This window comes from Sphingopyxis sp. L1A2A, from assembly GCF_005502465.1.
Taxonomy (GTDB): domain Bacteria; phylum Pseudomonadota; class Alphaproteobacteria; order Sphingomonadales; family Sphingomonadaceae; genus Sphingopyxis.
In genome coordinates, this window is sequence record NZ_SCOT01000049.1 from 1 (window position 1) to 17,170 (window position 17,170).

The window sequence follows — 17,170 nt, forward strand, 5'->3', positions numbered from 1 at the left end:
GCGCAGCACCGCGGCGGCCGCGGCCCCCGCCCGCCCCGCCACCAAGCTGCCGCCGCCGCGCCGCACGCACAGCGCCGCGACGCTCGACGGCCATTGGGACCGGCGGCTGCGCAAGGGATTGGTGCGCCCCGACCTCAGCATCGACCTGCACGGGCATAGTCTGGCGTCGGCGCAGGCGCTGCTCGACGACGCGATCGGCCGCGCGCTGCTCCGCGGTGCGCGCGTGCTGCTCGTCGTCGCCGGGCGGCTCCGCCCCGGCGCCGACCGCCTGCCGCAGATGCATGGCGACCCGCGTCCGCGCGGGGCGATCCGCGCGTCGCTCCCCGACTGGCTCGCTTATTCGCGCCACGCCGACCAGATCGTCGCGCTGCGTCCCGCGCATATCAGCCACGGCGGGGCAGGGGCGGTCTATGTGATTTTGCGGCGCTCAAGAGACGATTAGGCGCGCGAGGATTAGAAGAAAGCCCGCATCAAAATCCCGCGGTAAATTGCCGTCAGTTTGCGCAAATCCGCCACCGCAACCGCCTCGTCCAGTTTATGCATCGTCGCGTTGGTCAGCCCGAATTCGACCACCGGGCACAGCGCGTGCAGGAACCGCGCATCCGACGTGCCGCCGGTCGTCGACATCTCCGCCACCACATCGGTTTCGGCATGAATCGCCTCGGCGACCAGCCCCGACAATTCGCCAGGCGGGGTCAGAAACGCCTCGCCCGAAATCTTGCCCAATATCTTGGCGGCGGGTTCGATCGCATGTGCGATGCGTTCGATCATTGCCACCAGATCGGCGCCGCGATGCTGGTCGTTGAAACGGATCGACAGCCGCGCCCGCGCCGACGCGGGGATGACATTGGTCGCGCCATTGCCGACCTCGATGTCGGTAAACTCGATGTTCGACGGCTGGAACCAGTCGTTCCCTTCGTCGAGCAGCACCGCATCGATCGCCGCCAAAATCTTGACCAGCTTGGGGATCGGATTGTCGGCCAGGTGCGGGTAAGCGACATGGCCCTGCGTCCCCGGCACGTCGATCCAGATATTGACCGACCCGCGCCGCCCGATCTTCACCATATCGCCCAGCCGGCTCACCGACGTCGGTTCGCCGACGACGATCATGTCGGGCGCGATGCCGCGCCCCGCCATATGCTCCATCAGCGCGCGGGTGCCGAAAATCGCCGGGCCTTCCTCGTCGCCGGTGATGATCAGGCTGATCGTCCCGGCATCGACCGGGGTCGCGGCGGCGGCGGCGACAAACGCCGCGATCGATCCCTTCATATCGACCGCGCCGCGCCCATACAGCAGCTCGCCGCGGATCGCGGGGGCAAAGGCATCGCCGGTCCATCCAACCCCGGGCGGCACGACGTCGAGATGCCCGGCAAAACCGAAATGGACGGGACCGCTGCCCTGCCGCACCGCGAGCAGATTTTCGACCGGCCCGTCGGGCTCGATCCCGTCGATAAAACGCTCGACGGTAAAGCCCAGCGGGATGAGCGCGGCCTCCAGCACGTCGAACACCGCGCCGGTGGCCGGGGTGACGCTGGGTGCGGCGATCAACGCCTGGGCCAGTTCGACGGGGTCGATGCTATGGGTCATACCGCTCCCTTACCCGTTCGTGTCGAGCGAAGTCGAGACACGTTGGCGCTCGCGTATCTCGACTTCGCTCGATACGAACGGCAAGAAGGTGGTGGAGGACTGCCATGCCCAAACTCGACCTTGCCGCCATCCCGCAAACCAACACCACCGGTTACCCCGCGCCCTATGACGCGCCGGTCCAGGGCCGCTGGTACCGCCGCCTTGCCCCCGCGACCGGCCTCAGCGATTTCGCCGCCAGCCATGTCGTCCTGAAACCCGGCGCCTGGTCGTCGCAGCGCCACTGGCACGACGGCGAGGACGAGATGCTGGTGATGATTTCGGGCGCGGCGGTGTTGATCGAGGATGACGGCCGCCACGCCATGCGGCCCGGCGACATCGCGGTGTGGCCGAAGGGCAGCACCAACGGCCATCATCTGATCAACGAATCGGACGCCGACTGCGTGTTCGTCGCTCTGGGCGGCGGCAAGCAATATGACACCGGCGGTGGGTATTCGGACATCGACATGCTGTTCGGGCCGGAGGGCTATTTCCACAAGGATGGGACGCCATACCCGACGGCGCGGATTCCGTGAGCAGGTGATGGCGGCTGTGGGGGGAGGCTTACGCCCTCCTCGTCATTCCCGCGAAAGCGGGAACCCAGCGCGCAACGCTGGCTTGCTGGGTTCCCGCTTTCGCGGGAATGACGAAGGGAAGAGAGAGCGTCCGCAACCGGTCGAAACCCAACCCGCGCCTACTCCACCGGCCCCTCGAACTTTTCGATGATCCAGTCCTCGGCCTGCGCGCCGCCGATCCATTCCTGCATGCACGGATGGCTGATCACCGCCTGCATATAGGCGAGCGCAAAGGGCGGCAGCGGGATCGAGTAAGTGACGAAGCGGGACACGACGGGGGCGAACATCATGTCGGCGGCCGACCAGTCGCCGAACAGATAATCGCCTGCGCTGCCGAACCGCGCCCGCGCCTCGGCCCAGATTTGCAGGATGCGGATGACATCGGCCTGTACTTCGGGCAGCAGCGGCGCGGCGGGATAGATGCGGCGGATGTTCATGCTGTGGTTGCGGCGCAGCGCCGCAAAGCCCGAGTGCATTTCGGCCGCCATCGACCGCGCCATCGCCCGCGCCGGCATGTCGTCGGGCCAATAACCGCGCGTGCCGCCGGTCTTTTCGTTCAAATAATCGATGATCGCCAGGCTGTCCCACACGACGATGTCGTCGCCGTCCCACAGGATCGGCACCTTGCCCCCCGACGGCGCAAACTCGTCGCCTTCGCGGCGCTGGCTCCATGCCTCGTCATAGAGCGGGACGGTGACTTCCGCGAACGGCAGCCCGCTGTGCTTGACCGCCAGCCAGCCGCGCAGGCTCCAGCTGGAATAAGCCTTGTTGCCGAGGAACAGTTTCATGGGAAACTCCAAGTCCCCCTCCCGTTTGCGGGAGGGGCTAGGGGAGGGCTGGTAAGGCCACGGTAGGATTTCGGAACATGCCCTCCCCCGACCCCTCCCGCAAGCGGGAGGGGAGAAGGGTCAAACCTCCACCGCCTCCAGCACCGCCGTGCGCAGCTCGGCAATCCCCAGCCCCTTTTCGCTGCTGGTCACGATCACTTCGGGGTGCGCGGCGGGGTGCTTGCGGGCTTCGGCTTCGGTCGCGGCATGGACTTCGGCCAGCTCGCTCGCCTTGATCTTGTCGGCCTTGGTCAGCACCAGGCGATAGCTGACCGCGGCGACGTCGAGCATTTCGAGGAATTCGCGGTCGACATCCTTCATCCCGTGGCGGCTGTCGATCAGCACCAACGTGCGTTTCAGCACCACGCGCCCGCGCAGATAGTCGTTGATCAGATAGCGCCATTTTTTGACGACATCCTTCGGCGCCTTGGCAAAGCCATAGCCCGGCATATCGACCAGCCGGAAAATCAGCGGCTCGCCGACGTCGAAATAGTTGAGCTCCTGCGTCCGCCCCGGGGTCACCGACGTCCGCGCCAGATTGTGGCGGTTCGTCAGCGCGTTGAGCAGCGACGATTTGCCGACGTTCGAGCGGCCCGCGAACGCAATCTCGGGCATCGTCGGCGGCGGCAGATGCTGCAACGCCGGCGCCGATTTCAGGAAGGTGATCGGCCCCGAAAACATCTTGCGCGCGCGCTCGGCGCGCTCGGGATCGGCGCCGGGTTCGAGGTCTTCGCTCTCGCTCACGTCGCCGCCTGCGCCTTCAACGCCGGGAACTTGCGGTACATCCACTGCTGTTGGCCGATCGACAGGATATTGTTGGTGATCCAGTAGAGGAGCAGGCCCGCCGCGAACGGCGCCATGATGAACATGAACAGCCACGGCATGATCTTGAACACCTGTTGCTGGACCGGGTCGGTCGCTTGCGGGTTCAGGCGGAATTGCGCCCACATCGTGATGCCCAGGATCACCGCGAGCACGCCGATTGCCAGGATCGAGGGCGGGGTGAAGGGGAGCAGCCCGAACAGGTTCAGAATGTGCAGCGGGTCGGGCGCCGACAGATCCTTGATCCACAGGATGAACGGCTGGTGGCGCATTTCGATCGCCAGCATCAGCACCTTGTACAGCGCGTAAAAGATCGGGATCTGGATCAGGATCGGCAGGCAACCCGCCAGCGGATTGATCTTTTCATCCTTATAGAGCTTCATCAGCTCCTGCTGCATCTTCGGCTTGTCGTCCTTGAAGCGTTCCTGCAGCGCCTTCATCTTCGGCTGCACGACGCGCATCTGCGCCATCGACGAGAATTGGCGGTTGGCGATCGGGAACATCAGCAGGCGGATGATCAGGGTCAGCGCCATGATCGCAACGCCGAAATTGCCGACCTGGAGGAACAGCCAGTGGAGCAGCTTGAAGATCGGCACCGCGAAAAATTCGAACCAGCCCCAATCGATCGCGTTCGACAGGCGGGTGATGCCCAGTCTGTCCTGATAGCTTTCGAGAATCTCGACTTCCTTGGCACCGGCAAAAATGCGGCTGGTGGTGCTTACCTGCTGACCGGGAGCGATCTGCGTAAAATCGCGCGCGAACAACGTCTGGTAATTATTGGCGCTCGGCGAGCTGATCGCCGCGGTCACGCGCTCGCCCTTGGCCGGGACGATCGCCGCGAGCCAATATTTGTCGGTAAAGCCCAGCCAGCCCGCCGAATTATAGCGCACGGTGCGGTTCGGCGCTTCCTCGAGATCGTCATAGTCGGTGTCGAACACCGATTTGCCATCCAGATAGCCGGTGGGTCCGACATGGATCGTCCAGCTGTCCTGTTCGTGCGGGTCGGTTGGCTTGCCGAGGCGGTCGATCAGCGCAAAGCTGCTCGCGCTCACCGGCACGGTGCCGGTGTTGGCGATCGTCTGTTTCGCGGTGATCAGGTAATTGGCGTCGATGCTATATTCGATGCGGAACGTCTGGCCGGTGCCATTGGCCCAGCTGAGCGTCACCGGCGTCGTCGGGGTCAGCTTGCTGCCGCTTGTGGTCCAGACGGTGCTGGCGTTCGGTACCGCGATGCCCTGGGCCGACCAGCCGATGCTGGCGAAGTAAGCGGCCTTGGTGCCGCCCGGCGCGAACAGGCGCACCGGCGGCGAATCCTTGGCAATCGTCTGGCGATATTTGGTCAGCGTGATGTCGTCGATGCGCGCGCCGACCAGGTTGATCGATCCCGCCAGCGCCGGGGTTTCGATCGGCACCCGATTGCCCTCGGCCAGTGCGGCCTCGACCGGGCGGATCGCCTGCGTGGCGGGTGCGGCCGGGGCAGTGGCGGCAGGCAGCGCGCTCGGCTGGCCCTGTGCCGTCGGGGTCGTCGCCGGCGTCCCGTTGGCGCCCGCGACGGTGGTCGTCACGTCGGGCTTGGCGGGGGTCGGGAAAAATTGCGCCGAGACAAAGTTCCAGCCCAGCAGGATGGCCACCGACAACAAAATTGCCGCGATCAGGTTACGCTTGTCGTCCACGCTGCTTGGTCTCTCTTCGTCTCAAAATGTCGGGGAATGATGCTTCGGCGGGAACCTAAGGCACCGGGTCGTGGCCGTGGCCGCCCCAAGGATGGCAGCGCAATAGCCGCTTTGTCGCGAGCCAGCCACCCTTGATCGCACCATAGCGTTGCAAGGCCGTGATGGTGTAGGCGCTGCACGAGGGCGAATAGCGGCAGGTCGGCGGCAGGATACGCGAGGGGCCGATCTGCCACCCGCGCGCGATCCAGATCAGCATTTTGGCGATCATGGTAAAAGCCCGGAAAACTGCGCAACTTCACGCGCGAGTGTTCCTATTTCGTCACCCCGGACTTGATCCGGGGTCCATGCGGCGCCGGTAGCGATGGACACCGGATCAAGTCCGGGGTGACGATGGGGGGGAGGGGCGATGGTCATGGCGCCTTCGCGGCCAATTTCTTTGCGGCGCGTTGCAAGGCCGAATCGAGTTGCTCACCCAGATCGGCAAAGACGATGTCGTTGCCGCCGGGGCGCCCGACCAGCACATGGTCGGCGCCGGCGATCCCCGATTGGGGCAGCGCGGCGCGGCAAAGCGCGCGCAGCCGGCGCTTCATCCGGTTGCGGGTGACGGCGTTGCCGACCTTTTTGCTGACGGTATAGCCGACGCCCATGGCGTCATCGGCGTCGGCGCGGGCGCGGACGAGCAGGACAAAGCCGGGCATGGGAAAGCGAAGGCCGCGATTGGCGGCCAGAAATTCGCTGCGTTTTGAAAGCGTTCGCACCAGCCCGGAAAGACTGGGCGCTGGCGCAGAAGCGTCAGCGATCAGGCCGACAGCTTCTTGCGGCCCTGGGCGCGGCGGTTGGCGAGAATCTTGCGGCCGCCAACCGTCGCCTTGCGGGCGCGGAAACCGTGGCGACGGGCGCGCACGAGGTTGCTCGGTTGAAAGGTACGCTTCATCGCGGTTGTCCCTAATTCTCGTCAAAGGCTTTAACAGAAAAGGGCCGCCAAACGGGGGCGGCCATTGATGGAGGCGCGAATAAGCGAGAGTCGGCGCAAAGTCAATCGGCATTGGCACGGTTTTCCAGCGCTTCCCGCGCACGCCGCCGTGCCGCGCTGGTCCGCCGCATCACCCGGTCGGTCCATCCGGCATAGCGCGGGTGCCGCCATTTGAAGCGGACATAGATGCGTTTGGCCCACGCGCTGTTCTGCAGGCACAGCATCAGCCCGACCGGAAACAGGATGATAAAGCCGGGACCCGGCAGCACCCCGACGATCGGCGCCAGGATCATCAGCAGCGCCCCCAGCACGAACAGCGCCAGCCGCACCTGGGCGGTCGAGCGCAATCGCTGGTAAAGGCTGCGTTTTGCCATCGGGGCCGATGTGGGGGCGGTGTTTCGCCGGCGCAAGCCCGCGCCGCGGCCAGCGGTCAGTGCAGCGTGACGAATCGCGCCATATCGTCGCGCGTCAGATAGCGGACGTCGTCGAACGGGGTGCTGTTGGTCAGCGCGTAGAAGGCCCGCGCCTTGGCGTCGTCCATCCCCATTTCGCGGTAATAGCTGAGATATTCGGCGTGCACCGGGTCGCTCGCGGCATAGTCATTCGCTTCGCGCCCGGTGTCGTCGGCCCAGCTATGAACCCCGAATTCGGCATCCGAAGCGGCGCGGCGGGTGATTCCGGCGAGCCACAGCTCGACCGCACCCGACCGCACCGAACCGCCACTCGGGACGACGGTTTCCAGACCCGCGCGGCGAATCGCCCGCGCGAGAATCAGATTGGCTTCCTCGTCGAGGCTGCCGGGGCAATCGACCATCTCGAGCCGCTTGAGGCCGGGGTAGGCCGCGAGCATCGCCGCAAACTGGCGCGGCGTCGCCGATGTGACGTCGCCCGCCATGCGGACGGTGACGGCGTCGATCACCGCAAAGGGACCATAATGCGCCCTGGCGCGGCCCAGCGTCGCCAGCGTGGCGCTCGGCGCATAACGGCGCGTCGCCGTCATGTCGGCATCGTCGGCCAGCGCTTCGTCGTCGAGCAATGCGGCATCTTCATCGATCGCCGCCCCGTCGTCGGTGTCGTCTGCGCCTTCCGCCGCGTCTTCCCAGGTCCAGCTGACCGTCGTGGTCACGGTAAAGCCCTGCTGCGCCTGCGCCGGCGCGAACGCCAGCACCGCCGCGCAAAGCGCGACGAACAGGCTGCGGACGAGAGCGGTTGGCGACATCATGCCCCCGCTTTCGCGCACGCGCGCCTAGCAAGGCGTCAAGCGGCGCGGTCAGCGCGCCGTTAACCCCGTTATGGGACGCTCAGCCCTGCTCGCTCAACCTTGCTCGCACAGCGCGGCAAGCTGGTCGGCGCAGGCGCCCCAGCCTGCGTCGAAACCCATATCGGCGTGCCGCTGGGCGGTGGCCTCGTCCCAATGGCGCGCGGTGGCGGTGTAACGGGTGCCGCCCGCCTCGGCGACGATTTCCCAGCAGCCGACCATGAACGGGGCAGCGGGCATATATTGCCCGTCGGCGCCGACCACAAAGGCGTCGGTCGATACAAAGCGGATGCCGGGGGTCACTTCCAGAAAAATGCCTTCGTGCGGATGCTCTTCGCCGTCGGGGCCGTGCATGACGACGCTGGTCCGGCCACCCGCGCGCCATTCCTGGACCAGAAACTCGGCGCGCCACGGCACCGGGCACCACCATTCGGCCTGCCGCTCGGTCAGGATTTCCCACACTTTTTCGGGCGGCGCGGCGATGTGGCGGGTGATGGACAGCGCCCATCCATTGTCAGCAGTTGCGGTCATTATCGTCTCCTTGGAACAATCAGTCGCGGTCGGGGGCGCCGCCGGGAAAATAGTGGCGATAGGGGCGGGCGCCATCGACCGCGCGCGCGATCGACGGATGCGCGAGCAGCCGCGCGCGATAGCCGCGCAGATTGGCGTAATGCGCCGGAATTTCGTGCACCCAGTCGGCGTAGAACAGCGACGGCGCCGCGGCACAGTCGGCCAGCGTGAAGCCATCGGGCGTCGCCCAGCCGCCGCCCGCCAATTGCGTGTCGAGCCAGCGATAGACGGTGTCGAGCGCCGCCCGGGCCTTGGCGACGATCATCGGGGCATGGCCTGCGGGCCCGCGGATGCGGTCGGCGACGATGTCCTGCATCACCGCCATCACATGCAGGTCGAACACCCGGTCCAGCTGCCGCACCCGCAGCGCAGCATCGGGGTCCGCGGGAATCAGCCGCGGCTCGGGCTGGATGCGGTCGAGATATTCGATGATGATAGACGTTTCAAACAGCGTCCGGTCGCCATCGACGAGCAGCGGAAATTTCCCCACGGGCCACAGCGCGTGCAATTGCTGACCATGGTCCGGAAATTCGGGGTCGACATTGCGATAGTCGAAATCGATGCCCTTTTCGTCGAGCGCGATCTGCGCCTTCCAGCTGTAGGACGAAAAGGGGTGGGCATAGAGGATCAGCATGGTTCAGCCTTTGCGCGTCAGCCAGGCGAGCGGCCAGCCGACGAAGACGATATGAGGAAAGAGCGCGATCGCGCCCTGGACAAGGTCGGCGGGCGGGAAGGGCGACCCAAAGCGCAGCGGCAGGACGATGCCGTTCATCACGCCATAGAGGATCAGGCCATAGAGCGTGCCCGCCAGCCACCATGGCAACGCGGCCCATGCTGGCCAGCGCCGCGCCGCGGCGAACCAGACAGCGACCATCGCGCCCATGATCGCAAAATGGGTGGCCAGCCCGGCAAGCGCACCGGCGGCGCCCCAGCTTCGCGCACCGTCGCCGAACGGGCCGCTCGCGACGCTGCGCAACATGCCCGGCACCGTGCCGCCCTGCATCACACTCGCCGCCGCTGCATAGGCGATGTCGAGCGTGCCGCAGAGCAGCCAGGCAAGGAGCGCGGGGCTACGCCGCGTCAACTGCGTCGCCCCGCACCGCAGCCTCGATCGCGGCGATGTCGATCTTTTTCATCGTCATCATCGCCGCAAACGCGCGCTTGGCGGCGGCTTTGTCGGGACTGGTCGTCGCCTCGAGCAGGACGCGCGGGGTGATCTGCCACGACACACCCCATTTGTCCTTGCACCATCCGCACACGCTTTCGGCGCCGCCGTTGCCAACGATCGCGTCCCACAACCGGTCCGTTTCGGCCTGGGTGTCGGTGTGGACGATGAAGGAAAAGGCCTCATTATGCTTGAAGATCGGCGGTCCGTTGAGCCCGAGGCACGGCGCGCCGAGCAACGTGAATTCGACCGTCAGCACGTCGCCTTCCTTGCCGCCGGGGGTATCGGCGGGCGAACGGTGAACGGCGCCGACGTGGCTGTCGGCAAAGGTCCTGGCATAAAAGGCCGCGGCCGCTTCGGCATCGCCCTCGTACCACAGGCACAGCGTCATCGCCGTCTTGCTCATTTCGTCTCTCCCTTGATCGGCGCGCCGATCGACCATTGATGGCCGAACGGATCCTTCACCTGACCATAACGGTCGCCCCAGAACATATTGTCGAGCGGCATGACCACCCTCGCGCCCGCGGCGACCGCGCGCTCGAACCAGGCGTCGGCATCGTCGACGTGCAGGTGCAGCGTCACGCCATCGGGCTTGCCCGACGGCTCGCTGACATATTCGGGAAATTCATCGTGCATCATCAGCGATGCGCCGTTGATCGTCAGATGCGCGTGCATCAGCCGCACCCCGTCGTCGGCGGGCATCCGCATATTTTCGGTGGCGCCAAATGCCTTGATGTAGAAATCGATCGCCTCACTGGCGCGCTTGTCGGCAATCGCAATATGCGGGGTCAGCCCGCTGGTCGGTCCCTGATTGTCCATCATATCTCTCCCTTTTCTATTTACGCGGCCCGACAAACCCGACCGGCGCGCCCTGTGGATCGATCGCGTTCATCGCGAACTCGCCGCCGGGGATTTCCATCGGTTCGTTGGTGATCGTGCCGCCGTTGGCGGTGACCGCGGCGTGGGCGCGGTCGATGTCATCGACGCCGATATAGAAATTCCACACCGGCACCGGATAGCCTTCCATCAGCGGCATCACCGCGCCGATCCCGACCGCGCCGCGCTGGATAAAACGGTACGCGCCAAGCTCGCCCATCGGCATCTCGCCTTCCTGCCCCCAGCCGAAATGCTTTTTATAGAAGGCGATCGCGCCGTCAGGGTCGCTCGTCGCGAGTTCGTTCCAGCGCATATGCTGCGGCTCGGTCGCCGAAAACACGTCGCTTTCCATGCCATCCATGCCCGGCGGCGGCACCGGGGCCATGATGTAGAACGGCGCGCCCTGCGGGTCAGTGACCATCGCGATCCGGCCGACGGGAATGTCCATCGGACCCATCTGGAGGGCGCCGCCGTCGGCGGTGATCGCCGCAACCGCGGCGTCGACGTCGTCCACCTCGAGATAACCGATCCAGATCGGCCGCGCCCCGCCCGCCAGCATGTCAGCGTCGAGCGCCAGCACGCCGCCCGCCTGACCGCCGTCGCTGCGGCCGATCATGCGATAATCGACGCCGCCGGCGGTTTGTTCGCCATGGCTCGCGATCGTCCACCCGACGACCGCGCCATAAAAGGCGCCGGCGCCGGCGGGATCGCTGGTCATCAGTTCGTACCAGATGAAATTGGCGGGTGCGCTCATCGTCTGCCTCCTCGCAAAAAAGGGAACCGCGTTCGTCAGATTTTGTGCAGCCGCAGCGGCTTCACATTTTCGCGCGCGATGACGCCGCGCGCTTCCAGGTCGAGCTGGACGCCTTTCAGCCACCAGCCCGCCTTGGCGCCGCCGGGGAACAGATCGTCCGGCAGGCGCGGCAGCACCGCGGCCTTGACCTCGGCGACGGTCAGCCCCGGTGCCTGTTCTGGCACCACGGCAAGCAGCGCGGCTTTCATTGCGTCATATTTCGCCTTGTCGACGCGCACGACATGGCCGGGGCTCGAGATGCTCAGCATTTCGACGCGTTCGATGGTTTTCGTCACCGGACTTCTCCTCTCGATCCTCCTTGTCGCGCAGCGATGGGGAGGTGGCAGCCCGAAGGGCTGACGGAGGGGCTATCGCGCTGGCGTTGCCGCCCCTCCACCACCGCTTCGCGGCGGTCCCCCTCCCCATGGCTGCGCCACAGGGAGGATTGGCATCACGCCTCGACGATCGGCGCAAAGCCGCCATAGATCATGCGCTTGCCGTCGAACGGAACTTCGCTGCCGTCGGGCTGCATCCGTTCGTCGGCCATCACTTTTTCCCAGCCCGCGACGCGCGCGTCCTTGTTCGGCCATTCGACCCAGCTGAACACGACCGTCTCGCCGTCCTGTTTGTGCGCGGCGCGGGCAAAATCGGTCACCTTGCCGTCGGGAACATCGTCGCCCCACGCCTCGACGACGCGCGTCGCGCCATGGTCGCGGAACACCTGCGACGCCTTTTCGGCGAGCGCGCGATAGGCGTCCTTGTTGCCGTCCGGCACGGGCAGGACATAACCATCGGCATAACCCATGGCGCCGCCCGTGCGGTCGTCGACGATCGAATCAAAGCCGCCGATGATCATCCGTTTGCCGTCGAACGGCATGTCGCCGCCCATCGCCGCCATGCGGGGGTCGCTCATCATCTTTTCGTTCGCGGCGTCGCGGGTGGCCTTGTCGGGATATTCGAACCAGCTGAACACGACGGTCTCGTCGCCCTTCGCCTGCACCGCGCCTTTCAGGTCGTTGACCTTGCCGTCGGGGACATCGTCGCCCCACGCCTCGACCATTCGCGCCACGCCGAATTCCTTGAACAGGGCGGCGGCGTCGGCGGCGTGCTTGCGATAGGCTTCCTTGTTGGCGGTCGGCACCGCCACGACAAATCCTTCGACATAGGTCATCTTGTCTCTCCTTAGGGGGGTGGGAAATTCAGGCCGTAACCGGCTCTTCTTTGAATGATGCCAGCTGGGCATCCATCGCGCGCTGGAATGCCGGACGGCCCGTGCAGCGATCGAGATAGGCGGCGAGCCGCGGATACTCGGCGATCAGCCCGGCCTCGACGCCTTCGCGCAGCACCGTCGCCATCGCGATGTCGGCGATGCTGAAATCGCCGAGCAGATAGTCCTTGTCGCCCAGCGCATCGGACAGGCGGCCAAAGCGGGTGCGGATGAAGTCGAGCAGGCCGGGGCGGCGCAGCTTCGCCCATTCCTCGTCCTTCGAAAATATATCGACATTGCCCAGCTCGAACATCATCGGCTCGACGCTGTTCAGCGCCGCGAATACCCAGGCGGTCGCGTCGGCGCGAGCCTGCGCCCCGGTCGGCAGCAACCGCGCATCCTTGGCCGCCAGATGCAGCATGATCGCGCCGCTTTCGAACAAGGTGATATCGCCGTCGCGCAGTACCGGCACCTGGCCCCAAGGTTGCAGGCGGTAATGATCGAGCGGACGTTCAACCGCGCTGATCAGTTCCTCGGCATAATCGATCCCCAGCTCCTCGCACGCCCAGCGCGGACGCAGATCGCGGACAAAGCCGCGCGCGAAGTCGGGAACCCAGTCGAAGGCGATGATTTCGATATCGGCATCGGGATTGACGGGCATGACTAGTCTCCTTTCGAATGGTTAGCGTAAGCGGCAAGCTGTGCCGCCAGTGCGCGCCCGAACGCGGGCCGCTGGGTGCCGCGTTCGACATAGGCGGTCAGCTTGGGATGGGCCGCCAGCATGGCGGTCGGTGCGGCGCGCAAAACGTCGATCATGATCAGGTCACCGATGCTAAAGCCGTCGTCGATCCAGTCCCGATCGCCCAGCGCGCGCGCCAGTTGCGCCAGCCGTTTTTCGGCGAACGGCCGCGCGGCATCCATAGCCGACTCCCGCCAGTTCTGCTCTGCGCCCGTGACGCTCAGCACGACCAGCGTCTGGAGGGTCGGCTCGACGCTGTTCAGCGCGGCGACCAGCCAACTGATCGCGCGCCCCCGGCGAACCGCGTCACGCGGCAACAGGCGTTCGTCCTGCTCGCCGATGTGGAGCAGGATCGCGCCCGATTCGAACAGGGTCAGGGCGCCCTCTTTATAGACGGGAACCTGCCCGAACGGCTGGTCCGCCAGATATTCTGCGGGCTTTTCCTCGAAAATGCCGCCGATCAGGCGTTCGCGATACGGTCGGCCGATCTCTTCGAGCGCCCAACGCACGCGCAAATCCTTGATCCGCCCTTCCGCGAAAGGCGGCACCCATTTGTAGGCGGTGATTTCGATACTGGCGTCGGGGTTGACGGGCATCGCCCTTCTCCTTGGGGGGGCAGGGGTCAGAAAAAACCGGCGGGCATCGGCGGCGTGACATCGTCGAGAAAGGGGATGACCTGCGCCGCGATCGTGGCGGCTTCGGCCATGACGCCGATGTGCGATGTCGCGGGCAGGATCGACAGGCGCGCTTTGGGGGCGGCGGTCATGAAACCCTGCGTCGCCGTCGCGATGTCGCTGCCGCCGCGCAGCCTGAACAGCTTGATCGCGTGCTCAAGCGTCATGCCATCGGCATCGCCCAATATGACCATCGTCTTGCCCGGAATCGCGCGCAACTGGGCGTCGCTGTAGGCAAAGGGCGTCGCGTCGATGTGCTTGATCGCGGCGACCAGGTCGGGAAAGGCGTCGGGGGTGGGCGACAGCCGTTTATATTCGGTCTCCATCGGGGTGCCGGCAAACATTTCGGGCGTCATCTGCGCGATGCCCGCCAACACTTCGGGAACCCAGCCGTCGAGGCTGGCGGCGCCCGATATGATCACCTGTTTGCCGACGCGATCGGGGTGGCGCACCGCCATCGCTATCGCCGTGCTGCCCCCCATCGAATATCCCAGCACATCGGCGCGCGCGACGCCCAGCGACGCCAGCACTGCGACGGCATCGTCGGCCATCTGGTCGTAACTTACCGCGCCGCCGACCTTGCCGGTGCGACCGTGGCCCCGCGCGTCGATCGTGATGACGGGGCGCGATGCGGCGAGCGGGGTGACGAACGGTGCCATCGCCTCGCCCGACATGAAGGCGCCATGCAGCACCAGCAACGGCGTTTGCTTCGACGCCAGATCCCCGTGCACCGCGTAGTGGATGCGCGCGCCATTGACCTCGGCATGGCCGGTTTTCGCGGCGCTTGCGGATGCCGTGGACGTTGCGGGCTGCTGGGCGTTCGCCGGCTCGGGAACCGCCGCGACGACGGCGGCGCTGGCCAGCAGCGCGAGCGCGGCGGCAACGCCCGGATGGCGGCGACGGATAATTTGGAGGGGAGGAAAGGCTGTCATGATATGTCCTCTTGGATTGGCGCGGCCTCTAGGTCCGCTTCCCTTTGATAAAGGCGACGATCGACATCGCGTGGCCGTGGCCCAGGTCGAAATCGGCCTTCAGCCAGTCGATCACCGCGCCGGGCTTGATGCCGGGGGCGAGGCCGTCGGCGTTGGCCAGACCCTTGTCGATCGCCAGCGTCTTCAGATCGTCGGCCGATTTTCCGGTCTTGGCCTCGACATTGTCGAGATAGGCCTGGAAACTCATCATCGGTCTCCCGTCGGGAGGGGAACGGCGGCCGTTGCAAGGGTGGCCGTCCGTTCCCCTCCGCGGCTCGGTCAGGCGGTGGCTTCGGCGGGCTCGCCGGCGGGGATCGCGGCGGGATCCATCCACATCACTTCCCAGATATGGCCGTCGGGATCCTCGAAGCTGCGGCCGTACATGAAGTCGCCATAATCCTGGGTCGGGGTCGGGTCGGCCTTGCCGCCCGCGGCGGTCGCCTTGGCGACCTGCGCGTCGACATCGGCGCGGCTGTCGGCCGATACGCAGAGCAGCACTTGCGCGGTCGTATGCGCGTCGGGGATCGCCTTAGAGGTGAAGGTCGCCCATTTTTCATGCGTCAGCAGCATGACGTGGATCGACCCTTCCTGAACCACCATGCACGCGGCGGTGTCGTCGGTGAAGGCGGGGTTGTTGACCGCGCCGACCGCTTCGTAAAAGGCCTGCGACCGGGCAAGGTCGGTCACCGGCAGGTTCACAAAAATCATCTGGGGCATCGTTCTTCTCCTTGGGGGCTTGGGTTAAGTCAGCGCGGGGGCGCCGGGTGGGCAATTACCTGCCACGTCATGGCGCGCCTCGCTGGTCGAACAGCATGCGGACATAACGCTGCAGGTGGGTGACGCTTTCCCGGGCAATCGCCGGGTCGTTCGTCGTTTTGGCCAGGATGAAGCTGCCTTGCAGCACCGCCTGAATATGTTGCGCAAGGCCGAGCGCGGTGACGCCTTCGGGGGTGCCATAGCGCGCCATCGTCGCCTCGATATCGGGGGCCAGCGCGTCGCAATAGGCGGCGATGCTCGCCTCGCACGCGGCGCGGATTGCATCGCTCGTCGCAAAGGCTTCCTGCACCATCGTGCCGACGAAGCAGGTAAATTCCTCGACCGGGCCATCGAGCATCGCAAAGCGGAAATCGATATGGCCGAGCAGCCGGGCGAGCGGGTCGCCCAATTTGGTGTGCGGCGGCATGTCGAACATCGGCCGCGCACGTTCGGTCCACGCCTCGGCCGCCGCGACCGCCAGTGCTTCCTTCGATGCGAAATGATGGAAAAAGGCGCCCTTGGTGACCCCGGCGACGGCGCAAATCTGGTCGACCGTCGTCGCCGCATAGCCCTGCCGCCGGACCGTGGTGTGCGCCGCGGCGATCAGCGCCGCGCGCGCACTGCCGCGCGGCGCGCGCACCGCGGCAATGCCTGCCCCGACGCCGCCGACGGCGTTGCCGTCGGGGTGGGACTCGGGGGTCGAAGGGGGTTGATTTGTCGTCATGCGAATCGGCATACCGACCAGTTGGTATGTTGTCAAATGTCGAAGTTGGGGCACGCGGCGCGGTACCCCCGCCTTCGCGGGGGCAGGCTTTTCGCCCACATCCGAAAAAGACTCGACCTTCCCGGCCATTACCGCCAAAAGGCGAGGAACAAACAGGGGACATTATGGTCGCGATCGTTTCCACCGTCGCTTATCTGGGGCTCGAGGCGCGCGGCGTCGAAGTGCAGTGCCAGATCACCCCCGGCGTGCCGCGCTTCGTCGTTGTCGGCCTGCCCGACAAGGCGGTCGGCGAAAGCCGCGAGCGCGTCCGCGCCGCGATCGCCGCGATCGGGCTGGCGCTGCCGCCCAAGGTCATCACGGTCAACCTGTCGCCCGCCGACCTGCCCAAGGAAGGCTCGCATTATGACCTGCCGATCGCGCTCGCGCTGCTCGGCGCGATGGGGGTCGTCGATCCCGAAACGCTTGCCGCTTATGTGGTGGTCGGCGAACTCGGCCTCGACGGCCGCGTCGCCGCTTCGCCCGGGGTGCTGCTCGCGGCGCTCCACGCGGGCAGCGAGGACCGCGGGCTGATCTGCCCGGTCGCGCAGGGGCCGGAGGCGGCGTGGGCGGGCAATGTCGAGGTGCTCGCGGCGCCCGACCTGTTGTCGCTGCTCAACCATTTCAAGGGCAACGCGCTGCTCCCGCCGCCGCGCCCGGGCGAGGTCGAACCGCCGCGGCGCATGGCCGATCTGGCACAGGTCAAGGGGCAGGAGGTGGCCAAGCGCGCGCTCGAAATCGCTGCGGCGGGCGGGCATAATCTGTTGATGGTCGGGCCGCCGGGGGCGGGCAAGTCGCTGATGGCGGCATGCCTGCCCGGCATCCTGCCCGACCTCGATCCCACCGAAGCGCTCGAGGTGTCGATGATTGCCTCGGTCGCGGGCGGGCTGGAGGGCGGACGGCTGGTT

The 17,170-nt window shown here is 66.1% G+C and carries 26 protein-coding genes and 1 pseudogene; 3 read left to right on the plus strand and 24 right to left on the minus strand.

The window, feature by feature from the left end; genetic code table 11:
* Nucleotides 1-442 (plus strand): Smr/MutS family protein (locus FFS68_RS16690; RefSeq protein ID WP_137754326.1); only part of this gene is annotated, 442 nt, incomplete at its 5' end.
* An 11-nt stretch (nucleotides 443-453) separates the two neighbouring features.
* Here FFS68_RS16690 and dapE read toward each other — a convergent pair.
* A complete protein-coding gene (dapE, locus tag FFS68_RS16695; protein ID WP_137754327.1) occupies nucleotides 454-1,587 on the minus strand; it encodes a succinyl-diaminopimelate desuccinylase in 1,134 nt (377 codons plus the stop codon).
* A gap of 104 nt (nucleotides 1,588-1,691) precedes the next feature.
* Here dapE and FFS68_RS16700 point away from each other — a divergent pair, with 104 nt between their 5' ends.
* Entirely contained in the window at nucleotides 1,692-2,159 is a 468-nt protein-coding gene (locus tag FFS68_RS16700; protein ID WP_137754328.1) for a cupin domain-containing protein, read from the plus strand.
* Nucleotides 2,160-2,317: 158 nt separating this feature from the next.
* Here FFS68_RS16700 and FFS68_RS16705 read toward each other — a convergent pair whose 3' ends face one another.
* The 23 genes and pseudogenes from FFS68_RS16705 to FFS68_RS16810 form a co-directional block, all read right to left on the minus strand.
* Nucleotides 2,318-2,986 carry a glutathione S-transferase family protein gene (locus FFS68_RS16705; protein ID WP_137754329.1) on the minus strand — a complete coding sequence of 223 codons (669 nt, stop codon included), beginning with the start codon at nucleotides 2,984-2,986 and terminating at the stop codon, nucleotides 2,318-2,320.
* A gap of 120 nt (nucleotides 2,987-3,106) precedes the next feature.
* Nucleotides 3,107-3,706: a ribosome biogenesis GTP-binding protein YihA/YsxC gene (gene yihA, locus FFS68_RS16710; RefSeq protein WP_212742364.1), complete on the minus strand. Its 600-nt coding sequence runs from the start codon at nucleotides 3,704-3,706 to the stop codon at nucleotides 3,107-3,109.
* A gap of 59 nt (nucleotides 3,707-3,765) precedes the next feature.
* Entirely contained in the window at nucleotides 3,766-5,520 is a 1,755-nt protein-coding gene (gene yidC, locus FFS68_RS16715) for a membrane protein insertase YidC (RefSeq protein WP_137754331.1), read from the minus strand.
* A 55-nt stretch (nucleotides 5,521-5,575) separates the two neighbouring features.
* On the minus strand, nucleotides 5,576-5,788 hold the full coding sequence (gene yidD, locus FFS68_RS16720) for a membrane protein insertion efficiency factor YidD (protein ID WP_137754332.1): 213 nt from the start codon (nucleotides 5,786-5,788) through the stop codon (nucleotides 5,576-5,578).
* Between the two features lie 142 nt (nucleotides 5,789-5,930).
* Nucleotides 5,931-6,278 carry a ribonuclease P protein component gene (gene rnpA, locus FFS68_RS16725; RefSeq protein ID WP_137754333.1) on the minus strand — a complete coding sequence of 116 codons (348 nt, stop codon included), beginning with the start codon at nucleotides 6,276-6,278 and terminating at the stop codon, nucleotides 5,931-5,933.
* A 41-nt stretch (nucleotides 6,279-6,319) separates the two neighbouring features.
* The gene (gene rpmH, locus FFS68_RS16730; protein WP_039570342.1) at nucleotides 6,320-6,454 is read right to left on the minus strand and encodes a 50S ribosomal protein L34; all 135 of its coding nucleotides are present in this window, start codon (nucleotides 6,452-6,454) and stop codon (nucleotides 6,320-6,322) included.
* A gap of 101 nt (nucleotides 6,455-6,555) precedes the next feature.
* Nucleotides 6,556-6,867 carry a hypothetical protein gene (locus FFS68_RS16735; protein WP_137754334.1) on the minus strand — a complete coding sequence of 104 codons (312 nt, stop codon included), beginning with the start codon at nucleotides 6,865-6,867 and terminating at the stop codon, nucleotides 6,556-6,558.
* Between the two features lie 56 nt (nucleotides 6,868-6,923).
* Nucleotides 6,924-7,715 carry an alpha/beta hydrolase gene (locus tag FFS68_RS16740; RefSeq protein ID WP_137754335.1) on the minus strand — a complete coding sequence of 264 codons (792 nt, stop codon included), beginning with the start codon at nucleotides 7,713-7,715 and terminating at the stop codon, nucleotides 6,924-6,926.
* A gap of 93 nt (nucleotides 7,716-7,808) precedes the next feature.
* Nucleotides 7,809-8,282, minus strand: coding sequence for an SRPBCC domain-containing protein (locus FFS68_RS16745; protein WP_137754336.1), 474 nt, complete (start codon nucleotides 8,280-8,282; stop codon nucleotides 7,809-7,811).
* A gap of 19 nt (nucleotides 8,283-8,301) precedes the next feature.
* The gene (locus FFS68_RS16750; protein ID WP_212742362.1) at nucleotides 8,302-8,955 is read right to left on the minus strand and encodes a glutathione S-transferase family protein; all 654 of its coding nucleotides are present in this window, start codon (nucleotides 8,953-8,955) and stop codon (nucleotides 8,302-8,304) included.
* Nucleotides 8,956-8,958: 3 nt separating this feature from the next.
* The gene (locus FFS68_RS16755) at nucleotides 8,959-9,405 is read right to left on the minus strand and encodes a hypothetical protein (RefSeq protein ID WP_137754337.1); all 447 of its coding nucleotides are present in this window, start codon (nucleotides 9,403-9,405) and stop codon (nucleotides 8,959-8,961) included.
* Nucleotides 9,392-9,892, minus strand: coding sequence for a VOC family protein (locus FFS68_RS16760; RefSeq protein WP_137754338.1), 501 nt, complete (start codon nucleotides 9,890-9,892; stop codon nucleotides 9,392-9,394). The genes FFS68_RS16755 and FFS68_RS16760 overlap by 14 nt, the downstream gene beginning before the upstream one ends.
* Nucleotides 9,889-10,308, minus strand: a complete 420-nt coding sequence (locus FFS68_RS16765; protein WP_249340212.1) for a VOC family protein — start codon at nucleotides 10,306-10,308, stop codon at nucleotides 9,889-9,891. Before FFS68_RS16765 ends, FFS68_RS16760 begins: the two co-directional genes overlap by 4 nt.
* 13 nt (nucleotides 10,309-10,321) lie before the next feature.
* Nucleotides 10,322-11,116: a VOC family protein gene (locus FFS68_RS16770; RefSeq protein WP_137754340.1), complete on the minus strand. Its 795-nt coding sequence runs from the start codon at nucleotides 11,114-11,116 to the stop codon at nucleotides 10,322-10,324.
* Between the two features lie 35 nt (nucleotides 11,117-11,151).
* Nucleotides 11,152-11,451 (minus strand): hypothetical protein, encoded by a 300-nt coding sequence (locus FFS68_RS16775; RefSeq protein ID WP_212742363.1) that lies wholly within the window; start codon nucleotides 11,449-11,451, stop codon nucleotides 11,152-11,154.
* 155 nt (nucleotides 11,452-11,606) lie between these two features.
* Nucleotides 11,607-11,960, minus strand: a complete 354-nt coding sequence (locus tag FFS68_RS18150; RefSeq protein WP_249340214.1) for a DUF1428 domain-containing protein — start codon at nucleotides 11,958-11,960, stop codon at nucleotides 11,607-11,609.
* Nucleotides 11,961-11,993: 33 nt separating this feature from the next.
* Nucleotides 11,994-12,326: pseudogene (locus FFS68_RS18155) on the minus strand (DUF1428 domain-containing protein); the annotation flags it as partial.
* A gap of 28 nt (nucleotides 12,327-12,354) precedes the next feature.
* Nucleotides 12,355-13,023, minus strand: coding sequence for a glutathione S-transferase family protein (locus FFS68_RS16785; RefSeq protein ID WP_137754342.1), 669 nt, complete (start codon nucleotides 13,021-13,023; stop codon nucleotides 12,355-12,357).
* A gap of 2 nt (nucleotides 13,024-13,025) precedes the next feature.
* On the minus strand, nucleotides 13,026-13,697 hold the full coding sequence (locus FFS68_RS16790) for a glutathione S-transferase family protein (protein ID WP_137754343.1): 672 nt from the start codon (nucleotides 13,695-13,697) through the stop codon (nucleotides 13,026-13,028).
* Between the two features lie 26 nt (nucleotides 13,698-13,723).
* Nucleotides 13,724-14,707 carry an alpha/beta hydrolase gene (locus tag FFS68_RS16795; protein WP_137754344.1) on the minus strand — a complete coding sequence of 328 codons (984 nt, stop codon included), beginning with the start codon at nucleotides 14,705-14,707 and terminating at the stop codon, nucleotides 13,724-13,726.
* A gap of 28 nt (nucleotides 14,708-14,735) precedes the next feature.
* Nucleotides 14,736-14,957 (minus strand): DUF4287 domain-containing protein, encoded by a 222-nt coding sequence (locus tag FFS68_RS16800; RefSeq protein WP_249340213.1) that lies wholly within the window; start codon nucleotides 14,955-14,957, stop codon nucleotides 14,736-14,738.
* Nucleotides 14,958-15,025: 68 nt separating this feature from the next.
* Complete coding sequence (locus FFS68_RS16805) at nucleotides 15,026-15,463, minus strand: VOC family protein (protein WP_137754346.1); 438 nt, start codon at nucleotides 15,461-15,463, stop codon at nucleotides 15,026-15,028.
* 67 nt (nucleotides 15,464-15,530) lie between these two features.
* Nucleotides 15,531-16,226, minus strand: coding sequence for a TetR/AcrR family transcriptional regulator (locus tag FFS68_RS16810; RefSeq protein WP_137754347.1), 696 nt, complete (start codon nucleotides 16,224-16,226; stop codon nucleotides 15,531-15,533).
* A gap of 164 nt (nucleotides 16,227-16,390) precedes the next feature.
* On the opposite strand from FFS68_RS16810, the gene FFS68_RS16815 reads away from it, so the two are divergent.
* The coding region (locus tag FFS68_RS16815) for a magnesium chelatase domain-containing protein (protein ID WP_137754348.1) at nucleotides 16,391-17,170 on the plus strand (780 nt) is incomplete at its 3' end.

Coding starts and splice junctions, on each gene's coding strand:
- dapE (WP_137754327.1), bottom strand. CDS start 1,587: ATGACCCATAGCATCGACCCCGTCGAACTGGCCCAGGCGTTGATCGCC.
- FFS68_RS16700 (WP_137754328.1), top strand. CDS start 1,692: ATGCCCAAACTCGACCTTGCCGCCATCCCGCAAACCAACACCACCGGT.
- FFS68_RS16705 (WP_137754329.1), bottom strand. CDS start 2,986: ATGAAACTGTTCCTCGGCAACAAGGCTTATTCCAGCTGGAGCCTGCGC.
- yihA (WP_212742364.1), bottom strand. CDS start 3,706: ATGTTTTCGGGGCCGATCACCTTCCTGAAATCGGCGCCGGCGTTGCAG.
- yidD (WP_137754332.1), bottom strand. CDS start 5,788: ATGATCGCCAAAATGCTGATCTGGATCGCGCGCGGGTGGCAGATCGGC.
- rpmH (WP_039570342.1), bottom strand. CDS start 6,454: ATGAAGCGTACCTTTCAACCGAGCAACCTCGTGCGCGCCCGTCGCCAC.
- FFS68_RS16735 (WP_137754334.1), bottom strand. CDS start 6,867: ATGGCAAAACGCAGCCTTTACCAGCGATTGCGCTCGACCGCCCAGGTG.
- FFS68_RS16740 (WP_137754335.1), bottom strand. CDS start 7,715: ATGATGTCGCCAACCGCTCTCGTCCGCAGCCTGTTCGTCGCGCTTTGC.
- FFS68_RS16745 (WP_137754336.1), bottom strand. CDS start 8,282: ATGACCGCAACTGCTGACAATGGATGGGCGCTGTCCATCACCCGCCAC.
- FFS68_RS16750 (WP_212742362.1), bottom strand. CDS start 8,955: ATGCTGATCCTCTATGCCCACCCCTTTTCGTCCTACAGCTGGAAGGCG.
- FFS68_RS16760 (WP_137754338.1), bottom strand. CDS start 9,892: ATGAGCAAGACGGCGATGACGCTGTGCCTGTGGTACGAGGGCGATGCC.
- FFS68_RS16765 (WP_249340212.1), bottom strand. CDS start 10,308: ATGATGGACAATCAGGGACCGACCAGCGGGCTGACCCCGCATATTGCG.
- FFS68_RS16770 (WP_137754340.1), bottom strand. CDS start 11,116: ATGAGCGCACCCGCCAATTTCATCTGGTACGAACTGATGACCAGCGAT.
- FFS68_RS18150 (WP_249340214.1), bottom strand. CDS start 11,960: ATGGGTTATGCCGATGGTTATGTCCTGCCCGTGCCGGACGGCAACAAG.
- FFS68_RS16785 (WP_137754342.1), bottom strand. CDS start 13,023: ATGCCCGTCAATCCCGATGCCGATATCGAAATCATCGCCTTCGACTGG.
- FFS68_RS16790 (WP_137754343.1), bottom strand. CDS start 13,697: ATGCCCGTCAACCCCGACGCCAGTATCGAAATCACCGCCTACAAATGG.
- FFS68_RS16795 (WP_137754344.1), bottom strand. CDS start 14,707: ATGACAGCCTTTCCTCCCCTCCAAATTATCCGTCGCCGCCATCCGGGC.
- FFS68_RS16800 (WP_249340213.1), bottom strand. CDS start 14,957: ATGATGAGTTTCCAGGCCTATCTCGACAATGTCGAGGCCAAGACCGGA.
- FFS68_RS16805 (WP_137754346.1), bottom strand. CDS start 15,463: ATGCCCCAGATGATTTTTGTGAACCTGCCGGTGACCGACCTTGCCCGG.
- FFS68_RS16810 (WP_137754347.1), bottom strand. CDS start 16,226: ATGACGACAAATCAACCCCCTTCGACCCCCGAGTCCCACCCCGACGGC.